This window comes from Sphingomonas sp. BK345 (assembly GCF_014193845.1).
Taxonomy (GTDB): domain Bacteria; phylum Pseudomonadota; class Alphaproteobacteria; order Sphingomonadales; family Sphingomonadaceae; genus Sphingomonas.
The window spans coordinates 49,696-73,139 of sequence record NZ_JACHZX010000003.1; the positions used below are offsets into that span (position 1 = coordinate 49,696).

At 71.3% G+C, this 23,444-nt stretch carries 18 protein-coding genes; 6 read left to right on the forward strand and 12 right to left on the reverse strand.

Going from position 1 to position 23,444, the window contains the following annotated elements; translation table 11 throughout:
* Nucleotides 1-2: 2 nt before the first annotated feature.
* The 3 genes from era to dnaK form a co-directional block, all read right to left on the reverse strand.
* Nucleotides 3-938 (reverse strand): GTPase Era, encoded by a 936-nt coding sequence (gene era, locus FHY03_RS09635; protein ID WP_409314192.1) that lies wholly within the window; start codon nucleotides 936-938, stop codon nucleotides 3-5.
* A 5-nt stretch (nucleotides 939-943) separates the two neighbouring features.
* Nucleotides 944-2,062, reverse strand: a complete 1,119-nt coding sequence (dnaJ, locus tag FHY03_RS09640) for a molecular chaperone DnaJ (RefSeq protein WP_183930491.1) — start codon at nucleotides 2,060-2,062, stop codon at nucleotides 944-946.
* A 137-nt stretch (nucleotides 2,063-2,199) separates the two neighbouring features.
* Nucleotides 2,200-4,107, reverse strand: coding sequence for a molecular chaperone DnaK (dnaK, locus tag FHY03_RS09645; protein WP_183930493.1), 1,908 nt, complete (start codon nucleotides 4,105-4,107; stop codon nucleotides 2,200-2,202).
* A 187-nt stretch (nucleotides 4,108-4,294) separates the two neighbouring features.
* On the opposite strand from dnaK, the gene FHY03_RS09650 reads away from it, so the two are divergent.
* Nucleotides 4,295-4,576: an ETC complex I subunit gene (locus FHY03_RS09650; protein WP_183922820.1), complete on the forward strand. Its 282-nt coding sequence runs from the start codon at nucleotides 4,295-4,297 to the stop codon at nucleotides 4,574-4,576.
* Between the two features lie 334 nt (nucleotides 4,577-4,910).
* On the opposite strand, the gene fumC is transcribed toward FHY03_RS09650, so the two are convergent.
* Nucleotides 4,911-6,326, reverse strand: a complete 1,416-nt coding sequence (fumC, locus tag FHY03_RS09655; protein WP_260158873.1) for a class II fumarate hydratase — start codon at nucleotides 6,324-6,326, stop codon at nucleotides 4,911-4,913.
* A gap of 261 nt (nucleotides 6,327-6,587) precedes the next feature.
* Between fumC and FHY03_RS09660 the strand changes: the two genes are divergently transcribed.
* The gene (locus FHY03_RS09660) at nucleotides 6,588-7,910 is read left to right on the forward strand and encodes a dicarboxylate/amino acid:cation symporter (protein ID WP_183922818.1); all 1,323 of its coding nucleotides are present in this window, start codon (nucleotides 6,588-6,590) and stop codon (nucleotides 7,908-7,910) included.
* Between the two features lie 434 nt (nucleotides 7,911-8,344).
* Nucleotides 8,345-9,226, forward strand: a complete 882-nt coding sequence (locus FHY03_RS09665; RefSeq protein ID WP_183930494.1) for a hypothetical protein — start codon at nucleotides 8,345-8,347, stop codon at nucleotides 9,224-9,226.
* Between the two features lie 9 nt (nucleotides 9,227-9,235).
* Here FHY03_RS09665 and FHY03_RS09670 read toward each other — a convergent pair whose 3' ends face one another.
* From FHY03_RS09670 to FHY03_RS09700, 7 genes are all read right to left on the reverse strand, one after another.
* Complete coding sequence (locus FHY03_RS09670; RefSeq protein ID WP_183930495.1) at nucleotides 9,236-10,315, reverse strand: TrmH family RNA methyltransferase; 1,080 nt, start codon at nucleotides 10,313-10,315, stop codon at nucleotides 9,236-9,238.
* A gap of 118 nt (nucleotides 10,316-10,433) precedes the next feature.
* Entirely contained in the window at nucleotides 10,434-10,898 is a 465-nt protein-coding gene (gene nrdR, locus FHY03_RS09675) for a transcriptional regulator NrdR (RefSeq protein ID WP_183922812.1), read from the reverse strand.
* Between the two features lie 32 nt (nucleotides 10,899-10,930).
* The gene (locus FHY03_RS09680; protein ID WP_183922810.1) at nucleotides 10,931-11,125 is read right to left on the reverse strand and encodes a hypothetical protein; all 195 of its coding nucleotides are present in this window, start codon (nucleotides 11,123-11,125) and stop codon (nucleotides 10,931-10,933) included.
* A gap of 12 nt (nucleotides 11,126-11,137) precedes the next feature.
* Complete coding sequence (glyA, locus tag FHY03_RS09685; protein WP_183930496.1) at nucleotides 11,138-12,445, reverse strand: serine hydroxymethyltransferase; 1,308 nt, start codon at nucleotides 12,443-12,445, stop codon at nucleotides 11,138-11,140.
* Nucleotides 12,442-12,876: a ribose 5-phosphate isomerase B gene (gene rpiB, locus FHY03_RS09690; protein ID WP_183922806.1), complete on the reverse strand. Its 435-nt coding sequence runs from the start codon at nucleotides 12,874-12,876 to the stop codon at nucleotides 12,442-12,444. The genes glyA and rpiB overlap by 4 nt, the downstream gene beginning before the upstream one ends.
* A 99-nt stretch (nucleotides 12,877-12,975) precedes the next feature.
* Nucleotides 12,976-14,802 (reverse strand): DUF885 family protein, encoded by a 1,827-nt coding sequence (locus tag FHY03_RS09695; protein ID WP_183930497.1) that lies wholly within the window; start codon nucleotides 14,800-14,802, stop codon nucleotides 12,976-12,978.
* A 64-nt stretch (nucleotides 14,803-14,866) separates the two neighbouring features.
* The gene (locus FHY03_RS09700) at nucleotides 14,867-16,864 is read right to left on the reverse strand and encodes a FecR family protein (protein ID WP_183930499.1); all 1,998 of its coding nucleotides are present in this window, start codon (nucleotides 16,862-16,864) and stop codon (nucleotides 14,867-14,869) included.
* A gap of 159 nt (nucleotides 16,865-17,023) precedes the next feature.
* Between FHY03_RS09700 and FHY03_RS09705 the strand changes: the two genes are divergently transcribed.
* Nucleotides 17,024-18,682, forward strand: a complete 1,659-nt coding sequence (locus tag FHY03_RS09705) for a ShlB/FhaC/HecB family hemolysin secretion/activation protein (RefSeq protein ID WP_183930501.1) — start codon at nucleotides 17,024-17,026, stop codon at nucleotides 18,680-18,682.
* A gap of 256 nt (nucleotides 18,683-18,938) precedes the next feature.
* Nucleotides 18,939-21,233, forward strand: a complete 2,295-nt coding sequence (locus FHY03_RS09710; RefSeq protein WP_183930503.1) for a bifunctional diguanylate cyclase/phosphodiesterase — start codon at nucleotides 18,939-18,941, stop codon at nucleotides 21,231-21,233.
* Between the two features lie 34 nt (nucleotides 21,234-21,267).
* Here FHY03_RS09710 and FHY03_RS09715 read toward each other — a convergent pair whose 3' ends face one another.
* Complete coding sequence (locus tag FHY03_RS09715) at nucleotides 21,268-22,011, reverse strand: dienelactone hydrolase family protein (RefSeq protein WP_183930506.1); 744 nt, start codon at nucleotides 22,009-22,011, stop codon at nucleotides 21,268-21,270.
* A 444-nt stretch (nucleotides 22,012-22,455) separates the two neighbouring features.
* Here FHY03_RS09715 and FHY03_RS09720 point away from each other — a divergent pair, with 444 nt between their 5' ends.
* Nucleotides 22,456-23,409, forward strand: a complete 954-nt coding sequence (locus tag FHY03_RS09720; RefSeq protein ID WP_311721356.1) for a DUF1080 domain-containing protein — start codon at nucleotides 22,456-22,458, stop codon at nucleotides 23,407-23,409.
* Nucleotides 23,410-23,444: the final 35 nt, after the last annotated feature.

The window sequence follows — 23,444 nt, forward strand, 5'->3', positions numbered from 1 at the left end:
CCTCACTCCACCCAGTCGAGCCCGATGTCGCGATAGACGCCGCGGTCCTCGTCCCAGCCCGGCTTCACCTTGACGTGGAGGTAGAGGTGCACCGGCCGGTCGAGCAGCACCGCCAGCTCCGCCCGGGCGCGCGCGCCGATCTCGCGGATGCGCGCGCCGCCCTTGCCCAGCACGATGGCGCGCTGGGTCACGCGCTCGACCAGGATCTGCTGGTGGATCTCGGCCGAGCCGTCCTCGCGCTCGCTGAACTTCTCGGTCTCGACCACGCTGGCATAAGGCAGCTCGGCGTGGAGCTGGAGGTAGAGCTGCTCGCGCGTCACCTCGGCCGCCAGCGCGCGCTCGGACGCGTCGGATACCTGGTCTTCGGGATAATGCCACGGCCCCGCGGGCATCGCCGCCGCCAATGCGCGCTTGAGCTGGGGCAGCCCGTCGCCGGTCTGCGCCGAGACGAAGAAGGTCTCGGCGAAGGGCAGGAGCGCGTTGAGCTTCTCCGCGTGGATCAGCAGCTTGGGCTTGTCGGCGAGGTCGACCTTGTTGAGCACGAGATAGATCGGCTCGCGCCGCTCCTTGAGCGACTCGACGATCTCGGTCACCTTGGGGCCGAGCCCGCCCTTGCCGTCCACCACCAAGGCGATCACGTCGGCGCCCTCGGCGCCGCCCCAGGCCGCCGCCACCATCGCGCGATCGAGCCGGCGGCGCGGCTCGAAGATGCCGGGCGTGTCGACCAGCAGCAGCTGCGTCTCGCCCTCCAGCGCCACGCCCATCAGCCGCGCGCGCGTGGTCTGCGCCTTGGGGCTGACGATCGCCACCTTCTGACCGACCAAGGCATTGACCAACGTCGACTTGCCGGCGTTGGGCGCGCCCACCACAGCGACCAGGCCGCAGCGCGTGGCGGGCGAATGTTGCGAATGTTGAGTCACCGGCGCGTTGTCGTCCACGCCGCTCACTCGCCCGCGATCGCGCTCTTGAGCCGCGAGAAGAAGCCCTGGCTCTGCGGGCATTCGTCACCCGTCTCGGTCTCGCGGAACTCCTCCAGCAGCGCGCGCTGGCGCGTGCTGAGCTTGGTCGGCGTCTCCACCTCGACCTGGATCACCAGGTCGCCGGTGCCGCGCCCCTGCAGCACGGGCATGCCCGCGCCGCGCTGGCGCAGCTGCTTGCCCGACTGGATGCCCGCGGGGATCTTGACCTCGTGGCGCTTGCCATCGAGCCCGGGGATCGACAGCGTCCCGCCCAGCGCCGCGGTGGTGAAGCTGATCGGCGCGCGCGCAAACAGCGTCGTCCCCTCGCGCTCGAAGATCGCGTGCCGCTTGACGTGGAGGAAGATGTAGAGGTCGCCCGGCGGTGCGCCGCGCGCGCCCGCCTCGCCCTCGCCGGTGAGCCGCACGCGCGTGCCCTCGTCGACACCGGGCGGCACGTTGACCGCGAGCGTCTTGGTCTTCTCGACCCGGCCCTCGCCGCGGCAGTCGGCACACGGGTCGGTGATCACCTCGCCCGAGCCGTGGCACAACGGGCAGGCCCGCTCGACCACGAAGAAGCCCTGCTGCGCGCGCACCTTGCCGTGGCCGTGGCAGTGCTGGCAGGTGTGCGCGTGGGTGCCCGGCTTGGAGCCGGTGCCGTTGCAGGTGTCGCACGCGGCGGAGATGTCGACGGTGATCTCCGTCTCCTTGCCGTGATACGCCTCCTCCAGCGTGATCTCCATGTCGTAGCGCAGGTCGGCACCGCGGCGCACCTGCCGCCCGCCGCCGCGCTGGCCGCCCATGAACTCGCCGAACACGCTCTCGAAGATGTCGGAGAAGCCGGAGAAATCCTGCGCGCCCGCGCCGCCGCCGCCGCCGTTCCTGAAGGCGGCGTGGCCGAAGCGATCATAGGCCGCGCGCTTCTGCGGGTCCTTGAGGCAGTCATAGGCCTCGCTGACCGCCTTGAACTTGGCCTCGCTGTCCTTGCACCCGGCGTTCTTGTCCGGATGGTATTTCATCGCGAGCTTGCGATACGACGATTTGATCGTCGCCGCGTCCGCGGTCCGCTCGCACTCGAGCAGCTCGTAATAGTCGATCTCGGTCATGCAACGCCCCCGCGCCCGTCGCCGTCACCCCGGCCCAGGCCGGGGTCCAGTGCCGCGCGCGGTCTCGTCTGCGGCGCTGGATACCGGCCTGCGCCGGTATGACGGGAAAGGTTCATGTCAGTTCACTCCGGCGCGGATCACGCCTTGTGATCGTCGACTTCCGAGAATTCGGCGTCGACCACGTCGTCCTTGGGCGCATCGGCCTGCGCGGTCTCGCCCTGCGGCGCGGCCTCGCCCTGCTGCTGCTTCTCGTAGATCGCCTGGCCCAGCTTCATCGCGACCTGCGCGAGTGCCTGGCTCTTCTCGTTCATCTGCTCGGGATCGTTCGACTCGACCGCCTTCTTGGCCGCGTCGACCGCCCCCTGGATCTCACCGCGGAGCGACTCATCGACCTTGTCGCCATTGTCGGCGAGCTGGCGCTCGGTGGTGTGGATCAGCGACTCGGCGTTGTTCTTCGCCTCGGCCGCGGCACGGCGCTTCTTGTCCTCCTCGGCGAAGGACTCGGCGTCGCGCACCATCTGGTCGATGTCGGCGTCGGAGAGACCGCCCGAGGCCTGGATGCGGATCTGGGTCTCCTTGCCGGTGCCCTTGTCCTTGGCCGAGACGTTGACGATGCCGTTGGCGTCGATGTCGAACGTCACCTCGATCTGCGGCACGCCGCGCGGCGCCGGCGGGATGCCGACCAGGTCGAACTGGCCGAGCAGCTTGTTGTCCGCCGCCATCTCGCGCTCGCCCTGGAACACCCGGATCGTCACCGCCTGCTGGTTGTCGTCGGCGGTCGAATAGACCTGGGTCTTCTTGGTCGGGATCGTGGTGTTGCGGTCGATCATGCGCGTGAACACGCCCCCCAGCGTCTCGATGCCGAGCGACAGCGGGGTGACGTCGAGCAGCAGCACGTCCTTGACGTCGCCCTGGAGCACGCCCGCCTGGATCGCCGCGCCCATCGCGACCACCTCGTCGGGGTTCACGCCGGTGTGCGGGTCCTTGCCGAAGAACTGCTTCACGATCTCGCGCACGCGCGGCATGCGCGTCATGCCGCCGACCAGCACCACTTCGCTGATCTCATTGGCGGAGACGCCCGCGTCGGCCAGCGCCTTCTTGCACGGGTCGAGCGTGCGCTTGATCAGGTCCTCGACCAGCCGCTCCAGGTCGGCGCGGGTGATCGTCTTGACCAGGTGCTTCGGGCCGTTCTGGTCGGCGGTGATGAAGGGCAGGTTGACCTCGGTCGACTGCGCCGACGACAACTCGATCTTCGCCTTCTCCGCAGCCTCCTTGAGGCGCTGCAGCGCGAGCTTGTCCTTGGTGAGGTCGATGCCCTCGTCCTTCTGGAAGCCCTGCGCGAGATAGTCGACGATCTTGTTGTCGAAATCCTCGCCGCCGAGGAAGGTGTCGCCGTTGGTGGCCTTCACCTCGAACACGCCGTCGCCGATCTCGAGCACCGACACGTCGAAGGTGCCGCCGCCGAGGTCATAGACCGCGATCGTCTTGCCGTCCTGCTTGTCGAGGCCATAGGCCAGCGCCGCCGCGGTCGGCTCGTTGATGATGCGCAGCACCTCGAGGCCCGCGATCTGGCCGGCGTCCTTGGTCGCCTGGCGCTGCGCGTCGTTGAAGTACGCGGGGACGGTGATCACCGCCTGGGTGACTGTCTCGCCGAGGTAGGACTCGGCGGTCTCCTTCATCTTCTGCAACGTGTAGGCGCTGATCTGCGACGGGCTGTAATCCTTGCCGCCGGCGTTGACCCACGCGTCACCGTTCGAGCCGCGCACGATCTTGTACGGGACCAGCTCGGTGTCCTTCTTGGTGACGGGATCGTCGAAGCGGCGGCCGATCAGGCGCTTCACCGCGAAGATCGTGTTGTCGCCGTTGGTCACGGCCTGGCGCTTGGCGGGCTGGCCGATCAGCCGCTCGCCGTCCTTGGCGAAGGCGACGATCGACGGCGTGGTGCGCGCGCCCTCCGCATTCTCGATGACCTTGGCCTTGCCGCCTTCCATCACGGCCACGCACGAGTTGGTGGTGCCGAGGTCGATCCCGATAACTTTTGCCATGAGTGCTTTGCCTAGCCCCTGCGTTGACGTGTAATGTTGCGGCGGCGCCCCGTTACGGCAGCGCAACCGCGATGACGAAGCGCGATATAGGTGCGCGGTCGCGCCCCGCAAGATTGCGGCGGCGGCGTGGCGGGCGGGGCCGGGAACGATTGCCTGACTCGCGCGTGTCACGTAGGGAGACCCGATCATGCAGACCGCCCGCATCTACCAGCGCCCGAAGAACGCCATGCAGTCGGGCAAGGCCCGCACCGATCACTGGCAGCTCGAGTTCGAGCCGGGCGAGCCCAAGAAGGCCGACGCGCTGACCGGCTGGGCCGGCAGCGGCGACACGCGCGACCAGATCAAGCTGGGCTTCCCGACCTGCGAGGCGGCGGTGGCCTATGCCGAGCAGCAGGGGCTGCGCTACGTGGTCATTCCGACGCCGACCAAGACGCTGAAGCTGCAGAGCTACGCGGACAACTTCCGGTAGGGTCGGGGGCTAGCTCTGCTTCGCTGCTCGCGCCCTCCCGCGACTGGGAAGTATCTAACGTCTAGTTCGATGCGGGCGGCCTCATCGTCGAAAGCGGCGCGCTTCTCTCTCCATCATCCTCGCTTCCCTGCCGCCCTCCTCCAACCGACCGTCATCCCCGCAAAGGCGGGGATCCAGACGCGCGGACTTCTCGATAGAGGCGCGACCTCAGCGTTTATGGATCCCCGCCTTCGCGGGGATGACGGAAAAGTTGGTTCCTTCGGCGCTTAGGAAGTGGTCGAGCACTAGGTCACCACCTGTCCCGTCGTGCCAGGCAAACGCGACCGCAACCTTCTTATTGCTCACCCAGCATCGCCTCGGGCCGCACCACCCGGTCGAACGTCGCTTCGTCCACCAGCCCCAGTTCCAGCCCCGCCTCGCGCAGCGTGAGCCCGCGCTCGTGCGCGTGCTTGGCGATCTTGGCGGCATTGTCGTAACCGATCTCCGGGGCGAGCGCGGTGACGAGCATCAGCGAGCGCTCGACCAGCTCGCCGATCCGCCCCTCGTTGGCGCGTAGCCCGTCGACGCAGCGCAGCGCGAAGCTCTCGCATCCGGTCGCCAGCAGGTCGATCGAGCGCAGCACCGCGGCACCCAGCATCGGCTTGAACACGTTGAGCTCGAGATGCCCCTGCGCGCCGCCGACGGTGACCGCGACGTGATTGCCGATCACCTGCGCCGCCACCATCGTCAGCATCTCGCACTGCGTCGGGTTGACCTTGCCCGGCATGATCGAGCTGCCCGGCTCGTTGGCGGGCAGGTCGAGCTCGCCGAGGCCACTGCGCGGCCCCGAGCCGAGCAGGCGGATGTCGTTGGCGATCTTGGTGCACGCCACCGCCAGCGTGTTGAGCGCGCCGGAGAGGTGGACGAGCGGGTCGTTGCTCGCCAGCGCCTCGAAGAAATTCTCCGCCGGCGCGAACGCCACCCCGGTGATCGCGGCGAGTTCGGCGGCCACGTCGCGCGCGAAGCCCTTGGGCGCGTTGAGCCCGGTGCCGACCGCGGTGCCGCCCTGCGCGAGGCGGTCGGTGCCCTGCTCCACCGCCGGCTCGATCCGCCGCAGGCAGCGGTGCAGCTGGTGCGCGTAGCCCGAGAACTCGTCGCCGAGTGTCAGCGGGGTGGCGTCCTGGAGATGGGTGCGACCGATCTTCACCAGCCCGGCCCATTCGCGCGCGCGCGCGTCGAGCGAGGCGTGCAGCTTCTCCAGCGCGGGGATCAGCCGCTGCCGCACCGCGAGCGAGCAGGCGACGTGGAGCGCGGTGGGGAAGCTGTCGTTCGAGGACTGCCCACGGTTGACGTCGTCATTGGGGTGGACTGGTGACTTGCCGCCGCGCTGTCCGGTGAGGATCTCGTTGGCGCGACCGGCGATCACCTCGTTGACGTTCATGTTGCTCTGCGTGCCGCTGCCGGTCTGCCAAATCACCAGCGGGAACTGGTCGTCGAGCAGCCCCTGCGCGATCTCCTGCGCCGCGGCCTCGATCGCGTCTGCCTTGTCCGCGGCGAGCCCGTGGCGGCGGTTCACCCGCGCCGCCGCCTGCTTCACCAGGGCGAGCGCGCGGACGATCTCGATCGGCATGCGCTCGCGCGCGCCGAACGGGAAGTTCTCCAGGCTGCGCTCGGTCTGCGCGCCCCAGTAAGCGGTGGCGGGCACCTCGATCGCGCCGATCGAGTCGGTCTCGGTGCGCATGGCGGCGGGTTCGTTGCGGGCGTCGGTCATGGCGGCTCAACTCGCCGGCGGCCGCGACGTTGCGCGACACGTCAGCGTCGCCGACCCGCTGCGACGCGCGAACTTCGGCACGGGCGGCCTCGCGCCGCCGCGGGAATCCGCACGCCGGGTCACCGTAATGTCATCGCCGAGAGCGTGATCCGCCAGCATTTCCGCGACTTTGAGGTCGGGCAGCCGCGACGCTGGCGCGATCCCCCGACGCGATTATCCTAGGATGACGAGACGTCCGACCGCCGGACGCAGGAGAGGCCCATGACCGTCATCCCCGCCGCCGCGCCGCCCGCCGCGCCGCGCCCTTTCTACCAGCATCTTTATGTCCAGGTGTTGATCGCGATCGTCGCGGGCGCGCTGCTCGGCCATTTCCACCCGACGCTCGGCGCCGCGCTCAAGCCGCTCGGCGACGCCTTCATCAAGCTGGTGAAGATGGTGATCGCGCCCGTCATCTTCCTCACCCTGGTGAGCGGCATCGCGGGACTGGGCGAGCTCCGCTCGGCCGGGCGGATCGCGCTCAAGGCGTTCGGCTACTTTCTCTTCTTCTCGACGTTGGCGCTGGTCGTCGGGCTGATCGTCGCGAATGTCGTCCAGCCCGGCGCGGGCATGAACGTCGATCCCGCCACGCTCGATACCGGCGCGGTGAAGGACTATGCCGCCAAGGCGCACGAGACCTCGCTGATCGGCTTCCTGCTCGCGATCATCCCCACCACGCTCGTCTCGGCGCTGGCGCAGGACAATATCCTGCAGGTGCTGCTGGTAGCGATCCTGTTCGGCGTATCGATCAGCCTCGTCGGCGAGCCGGCACGGCCGGTGCTCGACCTGGTCGAGCGGCTCAACCTCGTCGTCTTCAAGGTCGTCGCGATCCTGATGCGCGCGGCGCCGATCGGCGCGTTCGGCGCGATCGCCTTCACCGTCGGCAAATATGGCGCGGGCAGCCTGGTCAATCTCGGCGGGCTGGTGCTGACCTTCTACGCCACCTCGCTGATCTTCGTGCTGGGCGTGCTGGGCGTGGTGGCGCGGCTGCACGGCTTCTCGATCCTGCGGCTGATCGCCTATCTCAAGGGCGAGCTGCTGCTGGTGCTCGGCACCTCCTCGTCCGAGCCGGCGTTGCCGGGGCTGCTCACGAAATTGGAGGCGGCCGGGTGCGATCGCGGCGTGGTCGGGCTGGTGGTGCCGACGGGCTATTCGTTCAACCTTGACGGCACCAACATCTACATGACGCTGGCGGCGCTGTTCATCGCGCAGGCGTGCAACGTCGACCTCACGCTCGGCCAGCAGCTGCTGCTGCTCGCGGTGGCGATGCTCTCGTCCAAGGGCGCGGCCGGGGTGACCGGCGCCGGCTTCATCACGCTGGCGGCGACGCTGTCGATCGTGCCGAGCGTGCCGGTGGCGGGCATGGCGCTGATCCTCGGGGTCGACCGCTTCATGAGCGAGTGCCGCAGCCTGACCAACTTCGTCGGCAACGCGGTGGCCGCGATCGTGGTGGCGCGGTGGGAGAACAAGCTCGACCGCATGCGACTCGACTCGGCGTTGCGCGGGGACGGGGCGCTGTCAGGCACGGCGCCGCTCGCCGCCGAGTGATCGTGAGACCAATGTTTACCAACCACATCATTTAATCTGCATCATAAGCGAAGCAACATATTGTCTCTGATGAACCAGAGGGCGCAATGTGATTACCGTGCCAGGAATCTGCCGCTAAGCTGAACTCCAGGTGACGAAAAGATCAGCTACCAACCATATTGGGTAAAAGGCACCTGTGCGACAGTCGGACCTTACCGTATAATGTACTCATTCCGCTGAAAAAGGCCTTGCGGGGGTCGGTGGGTTGCGCGGGCTATGCAGGGAGCTCGTGCAACCATTGGGAAACGCCGACACCCGTCTGTCTTTTTCCGGGAATGATTGTCTTGACGGCGATGGTTACTGAAGGTGAAAGGACCAGCACGGTGCCGAATTACGCGACGGCCGCGCGACGTCAGACTGACATGCCCCCGGCTCATGCCAGCGTTCGTCTCTCGATGCCCATTCATCAGAAGGTGCGGCTGATCGCCGAGCTGCATACCGGCATCAATGTCGCCATGCTGCGGCCGCTGCGCGGCAACGTCGATCGTCTGCTCGTCCTGGCGCTGCTCATGCGCACCGCGCTGACCAAGCCAGAGCGCGACGGCGCGATCTCGATCCACTCGGCGGCGCTGTCGCTGGGGCGACCGTTCGAGACGGTGCGCCGCCACATCGCCGCGCTGATCGACTCGGGGCTGTGCCATCGGATCGATGCCGGCGTCACCATGTCGCCGCGCTTCTGGCGGAGCCGCTTCATCAAGGCCAAGCTGCGCTACGCGCACGATTGCTTCATCCGCTTCGTGGCCGATGCGACGGCTGCGGGCGCGATCGAGCTGCCGACGATGCGTTCGGTCGGCCATTTCACCGAGATCGACGGGGTGTGCGGGCTGCTCGACCTGGTGCTGGCGCTGGTCGATCAGAACCGCAACCTGTTCCCCGAGGCGGTCGACACCGCGATCTTCTCCGCGATCCTCCACGCCAACACGCAGCGCTTCGCCGCCGAGGGCGGCACGCTGGCGGCGCGCGGCGAGAGCGGCGCGAGCTTCCGCCAGAGCCATGCCGTGCGCGTCGCCGCGATCGCGCGCGCGCTGTCGCTGCCCGACACCACGGTACGCCGCCGCATCGCCGCGATGACGGGCCCGAGCGGGCCGCTCATGCGCACGCGCTCGGGCACCTTGGTCGACCCGGCCTGGCTCGAACGTGCCAGCGCGATGGCATGCGAGGCGCGTCACGGCTCGATGCAGCTGATCCTCAACCGCGTCGCCGCGGCGGGCTTTCCCTTCCACGCGCCCGCCTCGGCCTATCTGGGCGGACGACCGGAGAGCCCGCGGATCGACTGAGCGGCGCGCTCAGCCGCGCGGCGGACGCGGCGCCAGCGCGGAGAGCACGCCGCGCATCGTGCGGACCTCCTGGCTGTTCCAGCCGGGCTTGGTCAGCATCGTCCGCAGCGTGCGCCGCGACGCCGGCGCACGGTCGAGCGGGAAGAAGTAGCCCGCCTCATCGAGCAGCGCGTCGAGCTGCGCGATCATGCCGTCCAGCTCCTGTTGCGGCGCGGGCGGGGCGAGCTCGGTCTCGGGCGGGCTGGCGAGCGCCTGCCCTTTCGACCATTCATAGGCGACCAGGATCACCGCCTGGGCAAGATTGAGGCTGCCGAACCCGGGGTTGATCGGCACGGTGACGATCGTCCGCGCCACCGCGACGTCATCGGTCTCGAGCCCCGATCGTTCGGGGCCGAAGAGGATCGCCGACCGGCCCGCATCGGCGTGGATCGCGCGCGCTGCCACCTCCGGGGTCACGACGGGCTTGGTGACGCCGCGCTTGCGCACCGTGGTGGCATAGACATGGGCGCAGTCGGCGACCGCCTCGGCGACGCTATCATACACGAGCGCGCGCTCGAGCACGACGTCGGCGCCCGACGCGGCGGGGCCGGCTTGCGGATTGGGCCAGCCGTCGCGTGGGGCGACGAGGCGCAGCTCGGTCAGCCCGAAGTTGAGCATCGCGCGCGCGGCCTTGCCGATATTCTCGCCGAGCTGCGGGCGGACGAGGACGATGACGGGGGGCGGGGCGGAGGTCGAAAGCCTGTCCTCCTGGTTCATCGCCTGCTCCTCGTCCGTTCGATCCGAGCCAGCGTCGAGCGAAGTCGAGACGCGTGGTCGAGGACGCGCCGCCTCCGCGATCATTTCCCAGTCGGCGCGGAACAACGCTTCCTTCTTCTTCCGCGACCAGTCCTTTATCTGAAGTTCGCGCTCCAGCGCCTCCGCGCGTGTGGGGAAGTCCTGCGACCACATCAGCTCGACCGGCCGGCGGTCGTGCGTGTAGCCGGGGATCGTGCCCGCCTGATGCTCGGCGACGCGGCGCTCCAGATCCTCGGTATGGCCGGTGTAATAGGTGCGGTCGGCGCAGCGCAGTATGTAGACGTGGAAGCTCATCGCTGGCCTATGTTCTCGACGGACGCATCTCGGCAAGCTCGATGCTGCTCGAACCGAACGGAAAGGGGAAGCGGGCCGAGCAACGATCGCTCTCGGCCGCGGCGGCAGGCTCCCGACCTTACCCCTCGCGCCCCGCCTCCTCGACGCTGCCGGCGAACTCCTCGAAGTCGCGCGCCTCGCTGAAGTCGCGGTAGACACTGGCGAAGCGGATATAGGCGACCGAGTCGAGCCCCTTGAGCCCGTCCATCACCATCTCGCCGATGCGCTTGGCCGAGACCTCGGCGTCGCCGCTGGTCTCGAGCTGGCGCTGGATGCCGCTCACCAGTTTCTCGAGCTGGATCGGCTCAACCGGGCGCTTGCGCGCCGCGATCGCGACCGAGCGGAGCAGCTTCTCGCGGTCGAACGGCTCGCGGCGATGCTCGCTCTTCACCACGGTCAGCTCGCGCAGCTGGATCCGCTCGAAGGTGGTGAAGCGCGCGGCGCAACCCTCGCACTGACGCCGGCGCCGGATCGCCGCCCCGTCGTCGGTGGGGCGGCTGTCCTTCACCTGGCTCGCGTCATGGCCGCAGAACGGGCAGCGCATCTCAGTCCTTCACCCGTCCCGCTAGGCGGCGCTCACAGTCCGCTTTTCTTACCCTTGTGATAGGCATAGGCCGCGCCCGCGATCGCGCCGAACACCGGACCGATGAAGGGCACCGGGATCGCCACCACCGCGCCGAGCGCGCCCCATTTGGCCATGCTCTTGCCCAGCCCGGGCGTGCCCTGCACGTTGCTCTGCACCTCGCGGGCCTTCTCGTCGATCGACGCCATCGGCGAACCTCCTTATTGGTAGATCGGGAAGCGCGCGCACAGCGCACGCACGCGGTCCCGAACGCTCGCCTCGACCTGCGGGTCCCCCGCCTCGCCCTTCTGCGCCAGCCCGTCGAGCACGTCGGCCACCATGTTGCCGATCTCGCGGAACTCGCCCGTGCCGAAGCCGCGCGTGGTGCCCGCGGGCGAGCCGACCCGGATGCCGCTGGTCTTCACCGGGGGCAGCGGATCGTTGGGGATGCCGTTCTTGTTGCAGGTGATGCCCGCGCGCTCCAGCGCCTCGTCGGCGTCGCGGCCGGTGACGCCGAGCGGGGTGAGGTCGACCAGCGCCAGGTGCGTGTCGGTGCCGCCCGAGACCAGGTCGGCGCCGCGCTCCTTCAGCGTCGCCGCGAGCACCTTGGCGTTCTCCACCACCGCGGCGGCATAGCCGCGGAACTCGGGGCGCAGCGCCTCGCCGAACGCCACCGCCTTGGCGGCGATGACGTGCATCAGCGGGCCGCCCTGCAGCCCGGGGAACACCGCCGAGTTGATCTTCTTGGCGATCGCCTCGTCGTCGGTGAGGATCATGCCGCCGCGCGGGCCGCGCAGCGTCTTGTGCGTGGTGGTGGTGACGACGTGCGCGTGGCCGAACGGGGTCGGGTGGACACCGCCCGCGACCAGACCGGCGAAATGCGCCATGTCGACCATGAAGGTCGCGCCGACCTGGTCGGCGATCGCGCGGAAGCGCGCGAAATCGATGTGGCGCGGATAGGCTGAGCCGCCCGCGATGATGACGCGCGGCTTGTGCTCGGCGGCGAGCCGCTCGACCGCGTCATAGTCGATGAGATGCGTCTCGGCGTCGACGCCGTACTGCACCGCGTTGAACCACTTGCCGCTCAGCGCCGCGCGCGCGCCATGGGTGAGGTGGCCGCCGGCGTCGAGGCTGAGCCCCAGGATCGTGTCGCCCGGCTTGGCCAGCGCCAGCATCACCGCGCCGTTGGCCTGCGCGCCGGAGTGCGGCTGGACATTGACGAAGCCGCAGCCGAACAGCTGCTTGGCGCGATCGATCGCGAGCTGCTCGACCTCGTCCGACGGGTGGCAGCCCTGGTAATAGCGCTTGCCGGGATAGCCTTCGGCATATTTGTTGGTGAACACCGAGCCCTGCGCCTCGAGCACCGCGCGGCTGACGATATTCTCGCTCGCGATCAGCTCGATCTGGGTCTGCTCGCGGGTGAGCTCATGCTCCACGCCGGCGAACACCGCCGGATCGGCCTCGGCGAGGCCGCGATCGAAGAAACCGCTCGGCGCCGTGCTGAGCTGGTGGGCGGGGTTGGTGCTCATACGGGCTCCTTGAGCATGTCGACGCGGGCGGCGTGGCGCCCGCCGAGGAAATCGGTCGCGAGAAAGGTGGCGACGCACTGCTTGGCCATGTCGAGGCCGATCAGCCGCGCGCCCAGCGCGATGGCGTTGACGTCGTTGTGGCTGCGCGCGAGCGCGGCGGAGTAAGGCTCCGACACCAGGGCGCAGCGCACCGCCGGGTTGCGGTTCGCCGCGATCATGATGCCGATGCCGGAGCCGCACAGCGCGATGCCCCGCTCGACCCGGCCCGAAGCGAGCGCCTCGGCGAGCACCCGGCCATAGTCGGGATAATCGACGCTGGCGGTGCCGTCGGTGCCGAGGTCGGTGACGGCATGGCCCTGCTCGTTGAGCCAGGCCTTGAGCTCCTGCTTGAGCGCGAAGCCGGCATGGTCGGTGGCGATGGCGACTCGCACGGGATCACTCCTCCGGGCGCGGGCGGACGATCGCCCGCGATCCTCGCCGGGTGCCCCCCGGGCGCGGCGCAGTCAAGCGCGAATGGACCGGCGCGCGGCTTACCCCTTCTTCGCCGCGATATAGCGGTCGACCTGCTCCTCCAGCACGCCGAGCGGCAGCGCTCCCTGGCTCAGCACCGCCTCGTGGAAGTCGCGAATGTCGAACCTCGGCCCGAGTTCGCGCTCGGCGCGCGCGCGCAGCTCGGCGATCTTGAGCTGGCCGACCATGTAGCTGGTCGCCTGCCCCGGCCAGTTGAAATAACGGTCGACCTCGCGCGCGATATCGGTGTCCGAGACCGAGCTGTTGGTGCGGAAATAGGCGATCGCCTGATCGCGCGTCCACCGCTTGGCATGGATGCCGGTGTCGAGCACCAGGCGGATCGCGCGCCACACCTGCAGCGACAGCATGCCGAAGCGATCGTATGGCGTCTTGTACACGCCCATCTCGTCCGCCAGCCGCTCCGAATAGAGGCCCCAGCCCTCCATATACGCGCCATAGCCGCCGAACTTGCGGAACTTGGGCAGGTCGGTCAGCTCCTGCTGGCGCGCGATCTGGAAATGGTGCCCGGGCGCGCCCTCGTGCGCGGCGATGCCCGCGACCTGCACCTTCTGCGTCTGGTTCATGTCGACCAGGTTGACGTAATAGATGCCGGGCCGCGTGCCGTCCGCCGAGGGCGGGTTGTAGAAGGCGGTGGAGGCAGTGCCCTCGCGCCACTTCTCCACCGCGCGCACCTCCAGCGGCGCCCTGGGCAGCACGCGGAAATAGCGCGGTGCCGCCGTCATCACGCCGCCGATCACCGCGCGCGCGTCGCCGAGATACTGTTCGCGGCCGGCCGCGGTGTTGGGATATTTGAGCGACGGGTCGGTACGGACCTTGTCGAAGAACTGCTCCAGCGTGCCGGTGAAGCCGACCTGGCGCTTGACCGCCTCCATCTCGCCGCGGATCGCCGCCACCTGCTGGAGCCCAAGCTGGTGGATCTGCTCGGCGCTGAGATCGGTGGTGGTCGATTCGCGCAGCCGGTCGGCGTAATAGGCCGCGCCGTCGGGCAGGTGCCAGGCGCCGTAATTGCCCGTCGCCTTGGGCGCGATCTCGTCCAGCGCCGCGATCAGCACGGTATAGCCATGGCGGAACGGGCCCTTGAGCGCGGCGGTGGCGTCGGCGAGCAGCTGCGCCTTGGTCGCGGACGGGGCGTCGAGCGCGGCGACCTTCTTGCGGAAATCGGCCAGCAGCGTCGAGTCGGGGCCGGCGTCGAACGGCGCGCCGGTAACCACCTTGAGCGCGTCGGCGCGGGCCGGGGCGAAATTGACCTGGTTGGGGATGATGCCCTTGGCCGCCTGCGCGCGCATCGTTCCGGCGACCTCGCGCATCACGCGCTCGGTGTCGCGCAACCGGGCGACATAGGCCTGCGCGTCGGCGACGCTGTCGACCCGGTGATTGTTGATCAGCAGCACCGGGATCGCCCCCGCCGGGCTGCCGTTGGTCGAGACCGGGAAGCGCAGCTGGCGGAAGCGGAACGAGGCGCGATCGCGCGCTACCTGTTCCTCGAACAGCCGATAGCTGACCCGCGCCGACTCGCCGAGCTGCTCGGGGCGGAAGCGCCGGTGCAGCTCGGCGAGCTGGCGCTCCTCGAGCGCGCGCGCGCGCACCTGCGCGGCGTCGGTATAATCGTCGAGCCGGTCCTCGCCGGTCTTGAGCCCGAGCTGGGTCTGGCCCTCCGGGCTGAGCGCGAGCTGCTCGTCGAACTTCTGATCGAGGAAGGCGAGCAGCGCCCGGTCGGCTGCCTGTGTCGCAGCGGCGGGCGCCGCCGTCGGCGCCGTCTGCGGCACGGGCGCGGCGGCGACCAGCGCGAGGGTCGACGTCAACAACAGCGCGGCGTTCAGGCGCATTCACTCTCTCCCGGTGCGACACGCCCTCATGTCGCGCGCGCCCGGGCGGCGCAACGGTCGCGTGTCAGGGCTTCTTCGGCAGCAGCAGGTCGACCACCTGCTTGAGCGGGTCGAGCGGCCCCGGTAGCGGCTTCTTGGCGGCATCGTCCGCCGCCTTCTGCGCCGCCTTGGCCGCGTCGTCGGCGGCCTTCTGCGCGTCGCGTGCCGCCTTCTCCTGCTCCCTGGCGGCGTCGGCCGCGGCCTTGGCGGCCTTGTCGGCCGCGTCCTTCGCCGCCTTGTCCGCGTCCTTGGCCGCCTTGTCGGCGTCGCGGGCCGCCTTCTCCGCGTCCTTGGCGGCCTTGTCGGCGGCGGCCTTGGCGGCCTGATCGGCGGCCTTCTGCGCCTGATCGGCGGCCTTGGCGGCATCCTGCGCCGCCTTCTGTGCGGCGAGGTCGGAGAGGGCCTTGGCGGCGTCGCGCGCGGCCTTCTCGATCGCTGCCTGCAGCGCCGCGGCGGCGGCGTTGCCGGCGCCCTTGGCGGCGCTCTCCGCCTGCGCCTGTGCCTGTGCGGCCTGCGCCGCCGCCACGGCGGCGGCGGCCTGCGCCGCCTGCGCCTGGCTCGCCGCCGCCGCCTGGGCCGCGGCGTCGCCCGAGGCCTGTGCCGCGGCCTGCTGCGCCACCATCGCGGCCGCCTGGGTCGCCGCGTCGGCCGCCGCCTGCCGCGCGGCCTCGGCCGCGCGCGCGGTCGCCGCCGCGGTCGCCTCGGCCTGCACCTGCGCCGCCGCGGTCGCGGCCTGCTCGGCCACTGCCTTGGCCTGTGCCTCGGCCATCGCCGCCTGCTCCGCCGCGACCTGCTGCTGCGCGGCCAGTGCCGCCCGCGCCGCCTCCGCACTCGCCTCGGCCTGCGCGGCGGCGGCGGCGCGTGCCGCCGCGGCCTGCTCCTGTTCCACGCCGGCCTGGGCCGCCGCGAGCGCGGAGGACTGCGCCGCGGCCTCGGTCGCACGTGCCTGTGTCGCCGCCTCTACCGCGGCACGCTCGGCGCCGGCCTTGGCATCAGCCGCAGCGGCACTCTCCGCGGCGCTCTTCGCCGCCGCCGCGCTCGCACTCGCCTGTTCGGCACGCGCGCCGGCAACTTCGGTGGCCATCTCGACCGCCTTGACCGTGGTAGTGGACGCCTCGGTGGCGGTGCGGGTCGCGCTCGCCACCGCCGCCAGCGCCGCGCTGGCGCCGCCCGCCGCGGCGGTGGTGCCCTGGACGAGCCCGCCGGTGGTGTCCGCCAGCGCCACCGGGGCGGCATAGACCGTCTCGCTCACCGCGACGACCGTCGGCGCGTCCGCCGCCGGCGCGACGCTCGCGACGGCCGGCTCCGCCGTGATGGCGGGGGCGGCGGCGGCGAGCGCCGGTGGCGCCGCCTGGTCGACGGGGGCGGCCGCGGGCTCCGACGCCGCGGCGGTCTCGGCCGCGACCGGCAGCGCCGGTACGGGCGCTTCCTTCGGCCGCGCCGGCGACTCGATCACGCGGCGCACGCCGTCGCGCTCGATCGCCATGCGGAAGCGGTCGTCGGCGCCGACCTGCGCCACCGCTCCCGGGGTGAGCAGTTCGTGGGCGCCGCCGTCGCTGGTGGCAACCTCGACCGCGCCCTCGATCACCTGCAGCGCGCTGCCGGTGCCGCCGACGCTGACGCTGAAGGTCGTGCCCTTCACCACCGCGGCGAGGTACGGCGTCTGCACCTCGAAGTGCGGCGTCATCTTCTTCTTGATCATGAAGACGACGTTGCCGAACTCCTCGACGATCCGCGTCATCCCCTTGGCCTCGGTCGCGGCGGGCAGCGTCAGCCGCGAGCCCGGCGCGACCAGCATGAATTCGGTGCCGCGCACCAGCACCGCGCGCGCGCCCTTGGCGGTGGTGACGGTATCGCCGGCGGCGATCGCGCTGCCGCGCGTGGCGACCTTCGACACGCCCGCGCGCGTCACCTGCACGTCACCCATCGCCTCGCTGATCCGCCAGCCGGCGGGGCCGGCACTCGCGGGCATCGCGAGCCCAGCGGTGGAAGCGGCGAGCAGCGCCAGGATCGGCTTACGCATGTTATTCTCCCTCGGCCCGCCAGGCGCGCCGACTCAGCCGAGTAGAAGGAGAGCGTTGCGAACAACTTAGAGCAAATGGTTAGCGAAATGCCGCGGTCATCGTAACCAAATCGGAACCCGCCCCCGCCTAGGCCGCGCCGCGATAACAGGGGCGTCCGCATGCGAGCTACATCCACGATCCGCCTGGCGCTGCTGGGCAGCGCCGCACTGGCGGGCGCACCCGCCGCGGCGCAGACCGCGCTCGACCGCGCCGATCCGACGATCGCGGCGCGCGCGCTGCCGCGTCCCTCGCTCGAGCAGCCCGAGCGCGCGCGCCCGACCGAGGTCGACGCCGCCAGCCGCGCCGCCGCGGGCACGACGCTGACTCCGCCGGTGCGCGCGGTGCGCGTGCTCGGCGCGGAGAGCGTGCCCGAGTCGGCCTATGCCGCCGCGGTGGCGCCGGTGATCGGCCGCACGCTCGACCGCGCTGCGCTGGCGACGCTCGCGGGCCAGGTGGCGGGCGCGGTGCGCGCGCGCGGCTATCCCTTCGCCACCGCCTCGGTCGCGGCGCAGCCGATGACCGACGGCGTGCTCGCGGTGGAGGTCGAGCTCGGCCGCATCGATGCGGTGCGCGTGATCGGCGCGCGCAGTGCCGCCGCCGACACGCTGCTGGTCCACGCGCTCACCGGGCGCGGCGCGGTGACGCAGAAGATGCTGGAGCGCGCGCTGCTGCTGGTCGGCGACGTGCCCGGCGTGCGCGTGACCGACACGCGCTACGTCCGTCAGGACGGTTTCGGCATCCTGCTGGTGACGATCGCGAGCGACCGCGCCAGCGCCTATGCGCAGCTCGACAACCGCGGCAGCGCCGAGGTCGGCCCGGTGCGCTCCACCCTGCTCGCCAGCCTGCGCGGGCTCGCGGGGGACGGCGACGAGCTGTCGCTGATCGTCGCGCAGACGCCGTTCGAGCCGAGCGAGTTCGCCTTCCTGCGCGCGCGCTACGCCGCACCGGTCGACTCGGCCGGTTCGGTACTGGCGGTGGCCGGCTCCGTGGCGCGCTCCAACCCGGGGGCGGCGCTGGCACCGCTCGACGTGGTCGGGCGCAGCGGCGACCTGTCGGTGAGCTACACACGCGCGCTGGTGCGCACCCGCGCACGCAGCCTGTGGGGCCAGGCCGAGCTGCGCGCGGTGACGGTGACCCAGACGCTCCGGGGCGCGCGGCTGCGCCGCGACCGGCTCGCCACCGCCACCGCCTCGCTCAACGGCCAGGCGGCCGTCGCCGGCGGCACGTTGCGGGGCGAGCTGGCAGGCGTGGTCGGGCTGCCGCTCGCCGGGGTGAGCCATGCCGGCGACGCGCTGCTGTCGCGCGCCGACGGCGACGCGCGCTTCGTGCTGGCGACCTGGCAGATGGACTACACGCGCCGGCTCGGCGGGCCGTTCAGCGCGGTGCTGGCAGGCGCGGCGCAGCTCGCCTCGCGCCCGCTGCTCGCCACCGCCGAGATCGGGCTGGGCGGCCCCGGCTTCGCGCGCGGCTATGACTATGCCGAGCGCACCGGCGACCAGGGCGCGATGGCCTCGGCCGAGCTCCGCGCCGACGCCGGGCGCGTGCTGCCCGGCGTGATCGACCGCGCGCAGGGCTATGCCTTCGTCGACGGCGGGCATGTCAGCAACCTGCGCGACGGGTTCGGCGGCGGGACGCTGGCGTCGACTGGGCTGGGCGTGCGCGCTGGGGCGGGTCGGCTCGACGGCATGGTCGAGGTCGCCTTCCCGCTCAACGCCGATCGGTTCGACACCGGCAACCGCCGGCCGCGTATCTCGCTGCGGCTGTCGCGGGTGTTCTGATGCGGGGCGGGGTGGGACGCGAGAAGCATCTGAAGGCTCGTGGGGTGATGGACCATCTCCTTGCCCCAGCTACCACCCCGACGGACGCCGGGGTCCAGTTGGGTGACGTCGCTTGCACGTCACGGCGGTTCGCCCAACTGGACCGCGGCGTTCGCCGGGGTGGTGCGTGGCGGAGGGCGGACCGCTTAGATCAAGTTGCCCTTCTCGCGGGCGGGGATGGAGCGACCCTCTTCATCACCTGCCAAGCCGCCGCCGCATGCTGATCCCCCGCCCCCGCGCCCTGCTGCGTCACCGCCGCGCGCTCGCGCTCGCCGCGGCGCTCACGCTCGCGCTGCTCACCGCGCTCAGCGGGCTGGGCGCGCGGATCGATCGGCTGCTTGACCCGCCGCGCGCCGCCGCCTGGGTGCGCGCGCCGAGCGGGCAGGTCGTTGTCGTCGAGATGGACGCCGCCAGCGTCGCCGCGATCCGCGAGTGGCCCTGGTCGCGCGACCATTATGCGCGCGCGGTCGATCGGCTCCGCGAAGCGGGCGCCGCCTCGATCACCTTCGACGTCGACTTCTCCTCCGCCGGCCCCGGCGCGGGCGATGTCGCGCTGGCGCAGGCCATCGCGCGCGCGCCCGGCCTCGTCGCGCTGCCCACCTTCGCGCAGCGCGCGCGCCTGGGCGATCGCCGCACGATCGACTCGCTGCCGCTGCCCGCGCTGCGCGCCGGTGCCGCGCTCGCCTCGGTGAGCATGCAGCCCGACGCCGACGGCATCGTCCGCCGTGCGCCGTTCGGCACCATTACCGCGGGCACGCCGCGGCCGTCGCTCTCCGCGCTGATCGCGCATCGCTCCGGCGCGGCCGACAGCTTCTTCCCGATCGACGGCGGGATCGACCCGACGCGGCTGCCGCGGCTGAGCTTCGTCGCGGCGCGTGACGGCCGCTTCGACCCGGCGGCGGTGCGCGGGCGCGACATACTGATCGGCGCCACCGCGATCGAGATGGGTGACCGCTACGCCACGCCGCACTGGGGCGTGATCCCCGGCGTGGTGGTGCAGGCGCTCGCCGCCGAGACGCTGCTCGCGGGCGTGCCGTCGGAATGGAGCAGCGCGCTGCCGCTGCTGCTCGCGCTGCTGCTCGCCGCACCGATGCTGTGGGTGCGGCGCGGCCCGGTCGCGGCGGGACTGGCGCTGGCCGCTCCGGTGGTCCTGTTCGCGCTCGCGGTCCGGGCGCAGGTCGCCGACCAGGCGGTGTTCCCGCTGGCCCCGGCGCTGGTGCTGGTCGTCGCGGCCGGGCTGGCGCGCGTCGCGCTCGATCTCGCACGCCGCTTCGAGCGCCAGCGCCGCGTCGACGAGGACACCGGCCTGCCCAACCGCCGCGCGCTGCTCCACGACAGGGACTCCGCCGCGCCGACGCCGCTGCTGGTGGCGTCGCTCGGCAACGCGGACGCGCTCATCACGCTGCTGGGCGAGCGCGCCGGGCACGACCTGCTGCTGCGCGTCGCCGACCGGCTGCACGCGACGGTGGGCGCCAGCGTCTATCGCGTCGGCGAGCGGCTGCTCGCGGTCAACGCGCCGGGCGAGGACATCGAGGCGCTGGTCGCGGCGCTGCGCGCGACCTTGATCGAGCCGGTCGAGATCCTCGGCCGCCGCGCCGACGCCGCGGTGCATCTCGGCGTCTCGGCGGGCGAGGGCACGATCCATGACCGGCTGGTGAGCGCGACCCGCGCCGCCGACGAGGCCGCCGCGGCGGGCGCGTTCTGGCGCCACGCGCACGTCGACGCCGATGCGCTGGAGCGGCGACTGGTGCTGATGGGCGAGCTCGACCAGGCGATCGCCAACGGCGAGATCGAGGTGCATTACCAGCCCAAGCTCGCCCTCGCGACCGACCGGGTCGCCAGCGCCGAGGCGCTGGTGCGCTGGCGCCACCCGACTCGCGGGATGATCCGGCCCGACCTGTTCATCCCGCTCGCCGAGCAGGCCGACCGCATCGGCGCGCTGACCCTCCACGTGCTCGCGCGCGCGGTCGCCGACCTCGCCGACTGGCGCGCGCGCGGGCACGACGTCTCGGTCGCTATCAACCTCTCCGCGATGCTGATCGCCGAGCCGGCGTTCAGCGCCGCGGTCGACGCCCTGCTCGACTCGGGCGCGGTGCCGGCCGACCGGCTGATCTTCGAGGTGACCGAGTCCGCCACGCTGGCCGATCCGGAGCGCGCCGCCGCGCAGCTGCGCCACTTCCGCGCCAAGGGCGTTGCGATCTCGATGGACGATTACGGCACCGGCCAGTCGACGCTGACCTATCTGCGCGAGCTGCCGCTGTCCGAGCTCAAGATCGACCGCAGCTTCGTCCAGCATGCGCATCTCAACCCGGCGGACGCGCTGATGGTGCGCTCGACGATCGACCTCGCGCACGGGCTCGGGCTCAAGGTGGTGGCGGAGGGGATCGAGGAGCCCGGCTGCCTCGCCTTGCTGCGCGACGCCGGCTGCGACCTGGTGCAGGGCTATCTGATCGGCCGCCCGATGGTGGCGGACGCCTTCGTCGCGACGCTGGAGCAGCGCGCCGCGGCGTGAGGCGGGCGGTGCGGCGCGCGGGTGGGGCGACCGCTCACCCCAGCGCGCGGCGGTACAGCGCGAGCGTCCACGCCACGCTCTGCAGGAACAGCGCCGGATCGTAGCGCGGCCCCTCGTCGCGCAGGAAGGCATGCGGCGCGTTGACCTCGTGCCACTCGTAGCGCGCGCCCACCTCCTCCAGCCGCCCACGGATCGCCTCGCGCCCGGCGAACGGGACGTGCGGGTCCTGCCGCCCCCAGACGAACATCGTCTCGGCCTCGAGCGCGTCCATGCGCGCGAGGCTGTCGTCGGCGCGGCCCTCGCCCAGCGTGCCCGAGTGGATGTCGGTGGCGTAGAAACAGGCGGCGGCGCCGACGCGCCGGTCGAGCGCGGCACGATAGGCGAGATGCCCGCCGAGGCACACACCGAAGGTGGCGAGCCGCCCGTCGCACGCCGGGTGCGCCGCCAGCGCGGTGAGCGCGGCGCGCGAGTCGGCGTCGTACTGTGCGACCGGCTTGGTGAACTTGAGCGCGTTGCCCCGGTCGGTGCCGGGCTGGTCATAGGCGAGCACCGTGCCGGCGGGCTCATACTCGTGGTACACCTCGGGGACCGAGACGACATAGCCGTTGCCCGCCAGCAGGGTCGCCAAACGACGGATCGGCGCGGTCACCTGGTAGATCTCGGAGAAGAACAGCACGCCGGGGAAGCGCCCGTCGATCGCGGGGCGGAACAGATGGGTGCGCATCGTGCCGGCGCCGGGCACCGCCACGTCCTCATATTCGTCGCTGCGCACGATCATGGTCGCTGTCCCCTGGCTGTGGCGCGCCGCTGTGGCAGCGCGGCGGCGGCGGGGCAAGGCGGGGTTGGGGGTGGCGTGGCCGCAGTGAGCGCGCAGCGCAGGTGCGTCACGGGACGCGGCGCGGGGCTGCCTCACCCCTCTTCTTTCGTCATCCCCGCGAAGGCGGGGACGTGGATACTCGCTTGAAGTGCGCCGATCGTCGCGCGGTGGAATGCCTCGGCGGCAGTTTGGAAGTCGAGGCATTGTCCAGGTTCGTCGTTGAGGCGCCCGACGGCAGGGCAAGAACATGCGTGCCGCTACACTTACAGCGAGATGGTACGCAGCCGTGCCATGATCGAAGGACGTGAGCTGACCCTCACACCGGGAACGTTCCCATATCCCATTGTTCTCGCGGCGTGCGCCTGCGATACCTCCCCGCAAACAACGCCAGCGGAGGGGAACAGCGTGCGACCGATTGTGATGGGGCTCGCCGTCGCGGCGCTGTCCGCCCCCGCCGCCGCGCAGGCGCCCGCCACGCCCGAGCAGCTCGCCCAGGCGCGCGCGGCCGTCGGCGACACGGTCGCGCGCCCGCAGTCCCTCGTCCTCGCCGACGTGCCGCGCGCGACCGGTAAGGCACGCGCGCTGCTGAACGGGCGCGACCTCGCCGGCTGGCACCCGTGGCTGGGCTATCCCGACCCGTCGGTGACCTATCGCGACCGGCCCGGCGCGACGCCGATCGGCACGACGCGCGACACCGCCGGCGACTTCGCGATCCGCCCCATCGACGGCCGCCCCGCGCTGTGGGTCAAGGGCGAGACCTGGGGCGCGCTCGTCCACGACGCCGACCTGCGCGACTACCACCTGCGGCTACAGTATCGTTGGGGTGCCAAGCGCTGGGCGCCGCGGCTCGGCCAGCCGCCCAACAACGGGCTGCTCTACCACACCCATGGCACACCCGGCGCGGTGTTCGGCACGTGGCAGCCCTCGGTCGAGTTCGAGATCATGCAGGGCTCGACCGGCATGGCGGTGGCGGTGGGGCGCGACGTGCGCCTGCGCACCACCGCCGCGCTCGACCCGTCGCTGGTCTCGCCGCCGGTGCGCTATCGCCAGGACGGGCGGCCGGTCGAGATCGTCAACGGCACGCTGATCTGGAACGTCGAGAACGCGCGCGACGCGGAGAAGCCGGCGGGGCAGTGGAACACGCTCGACCTCTACGTGCTCGGCGACCGCGCGGTGCACGTCGTCAACGGCGTGCCGGTGATGGTGGTGGAGGGGCTGGCGACGGTCGACGCCGCGGGGAAACGGACCGCGCTGACGCATGGCAGCGTGCAGCTCCAGTCGGAGGGCGCCGAGACCTGGTTCCGCGATATCACGGTCGAGCCGATCGACCGGCTGCCCAGGGTCGTGGCGAAGAAGTGAGGCGCAGTAACTCCTCCCCGCTCGCGGGGAGGGGA

Excerpts from the sequence above, each read along its gene's own strand:
- dnaJ (WP_183930491.1), bottom strand. The coding sequence starts at position 2,062 with ATGACCGAGATCGACTATTACGAGCTGCTCGAGTGCGAGCGGACCGCG.
- dnaK (WP_183930493.1), bottom strand. The coding sequence starts at position 4,107 with ATGGCAAAAGTTATCGGGATCGACCTCGGCACCACCAACTCGTGCGTG.
- FHY03_RS09650 (WP_183922820.1), top strand. The coding sequence starts at position 4,295 with ATGCAGACCGCCCGCATCTACCAGCGCCCGAAGAACGCCATGCAGTCG.
- fumC (WP_260158873.1), bottom strand. The coding sequence starts at position 6,326 with ATGACCGACGCCCGCAACGAACCCGCCGCCATGCGCACCGAGACCGAC.
- FHY03_RS09660 (WP_183922818.1), top strand. The coding sequence starts at position 6,588 with ATGACCGTCATCCCCGCCGCCGCGCCGCCCGCCGCGCCGCGCCCTTTC.
- FHY03_RS09665 (WP_183930494.1), top strand. The coding sequence starts at position 8,345 with ATGCCCATTCATCAGAAGGTGCGGCTGATCGCCGAGCTGCATACCGGC.
- FHY03_RS09670 (WP_183930495.1), bottom strand. The coding sequence starts at position 10,315 with ATGAGCTTCCACGTCTACATACTGCGCTGCGCCGACCGCACCTATTAC.
- nrdR (WP_183922812.1), bottom strand. The coding sequence starts at position 10,898 with ATGCGCTGCCCGTTCTGCGGCCATGACGCGAGCCAGGTGAAGGACAGC.
- FHY03_RS09680 (WP_183922810.1), bottom strand. The coding sequence starts at position 11,125 with ATGGCGTCGATCGACGAGAAGGCCCGCGAGGTGCAGAGCAACGTGCAG.
- glyA (WP_183930496.1), bottom strand. The coding sequence starts at position 12,445 with ATGAGCACCAACCCCGCCCACCAGCTCAGCACGGCGCCGAGCGGTTTC.
- FHY03_RS09695 (WP_183930497.1), bottom strand. The coding sequence starts at position 14,802 with ATGCGCCTGAACGCCGCGCTGTTGTTGACGTCGACCCTCGCGCTGGTC.
- FHY03_RS09700 (WP_183930499.1), bottom strand. The coding sequence starts at position 16,864 with ATGCGTAAGCCGATCCTGGCGCTGCTCGCCGCTTCCACCGCTGGGCTC.
- FHY03_RS09705 (WP_183930501.1), top strand. The coding sequence starts at position 17,024 with ATGCGAGCTACATCCACGATCCGCCTGGCGCTGCTGGGCAGCGCCGCA.
- FHY03_RS09710 (WP_183930503.1), top strand. The coding sequence starts at position 18,939 with ATGCTGATCCCCCGCCCCCGCGCCCTGCTGCGTCACCGCCGCGCGCTC.
- FHY03_RS09715 (WP_183930506.1), bottom strand. The coding sequence starts at position 22,011 with ATGATCGTGCGCAGCGACGAATATGAGGACGTGGCGGTGCCCGGCGCC.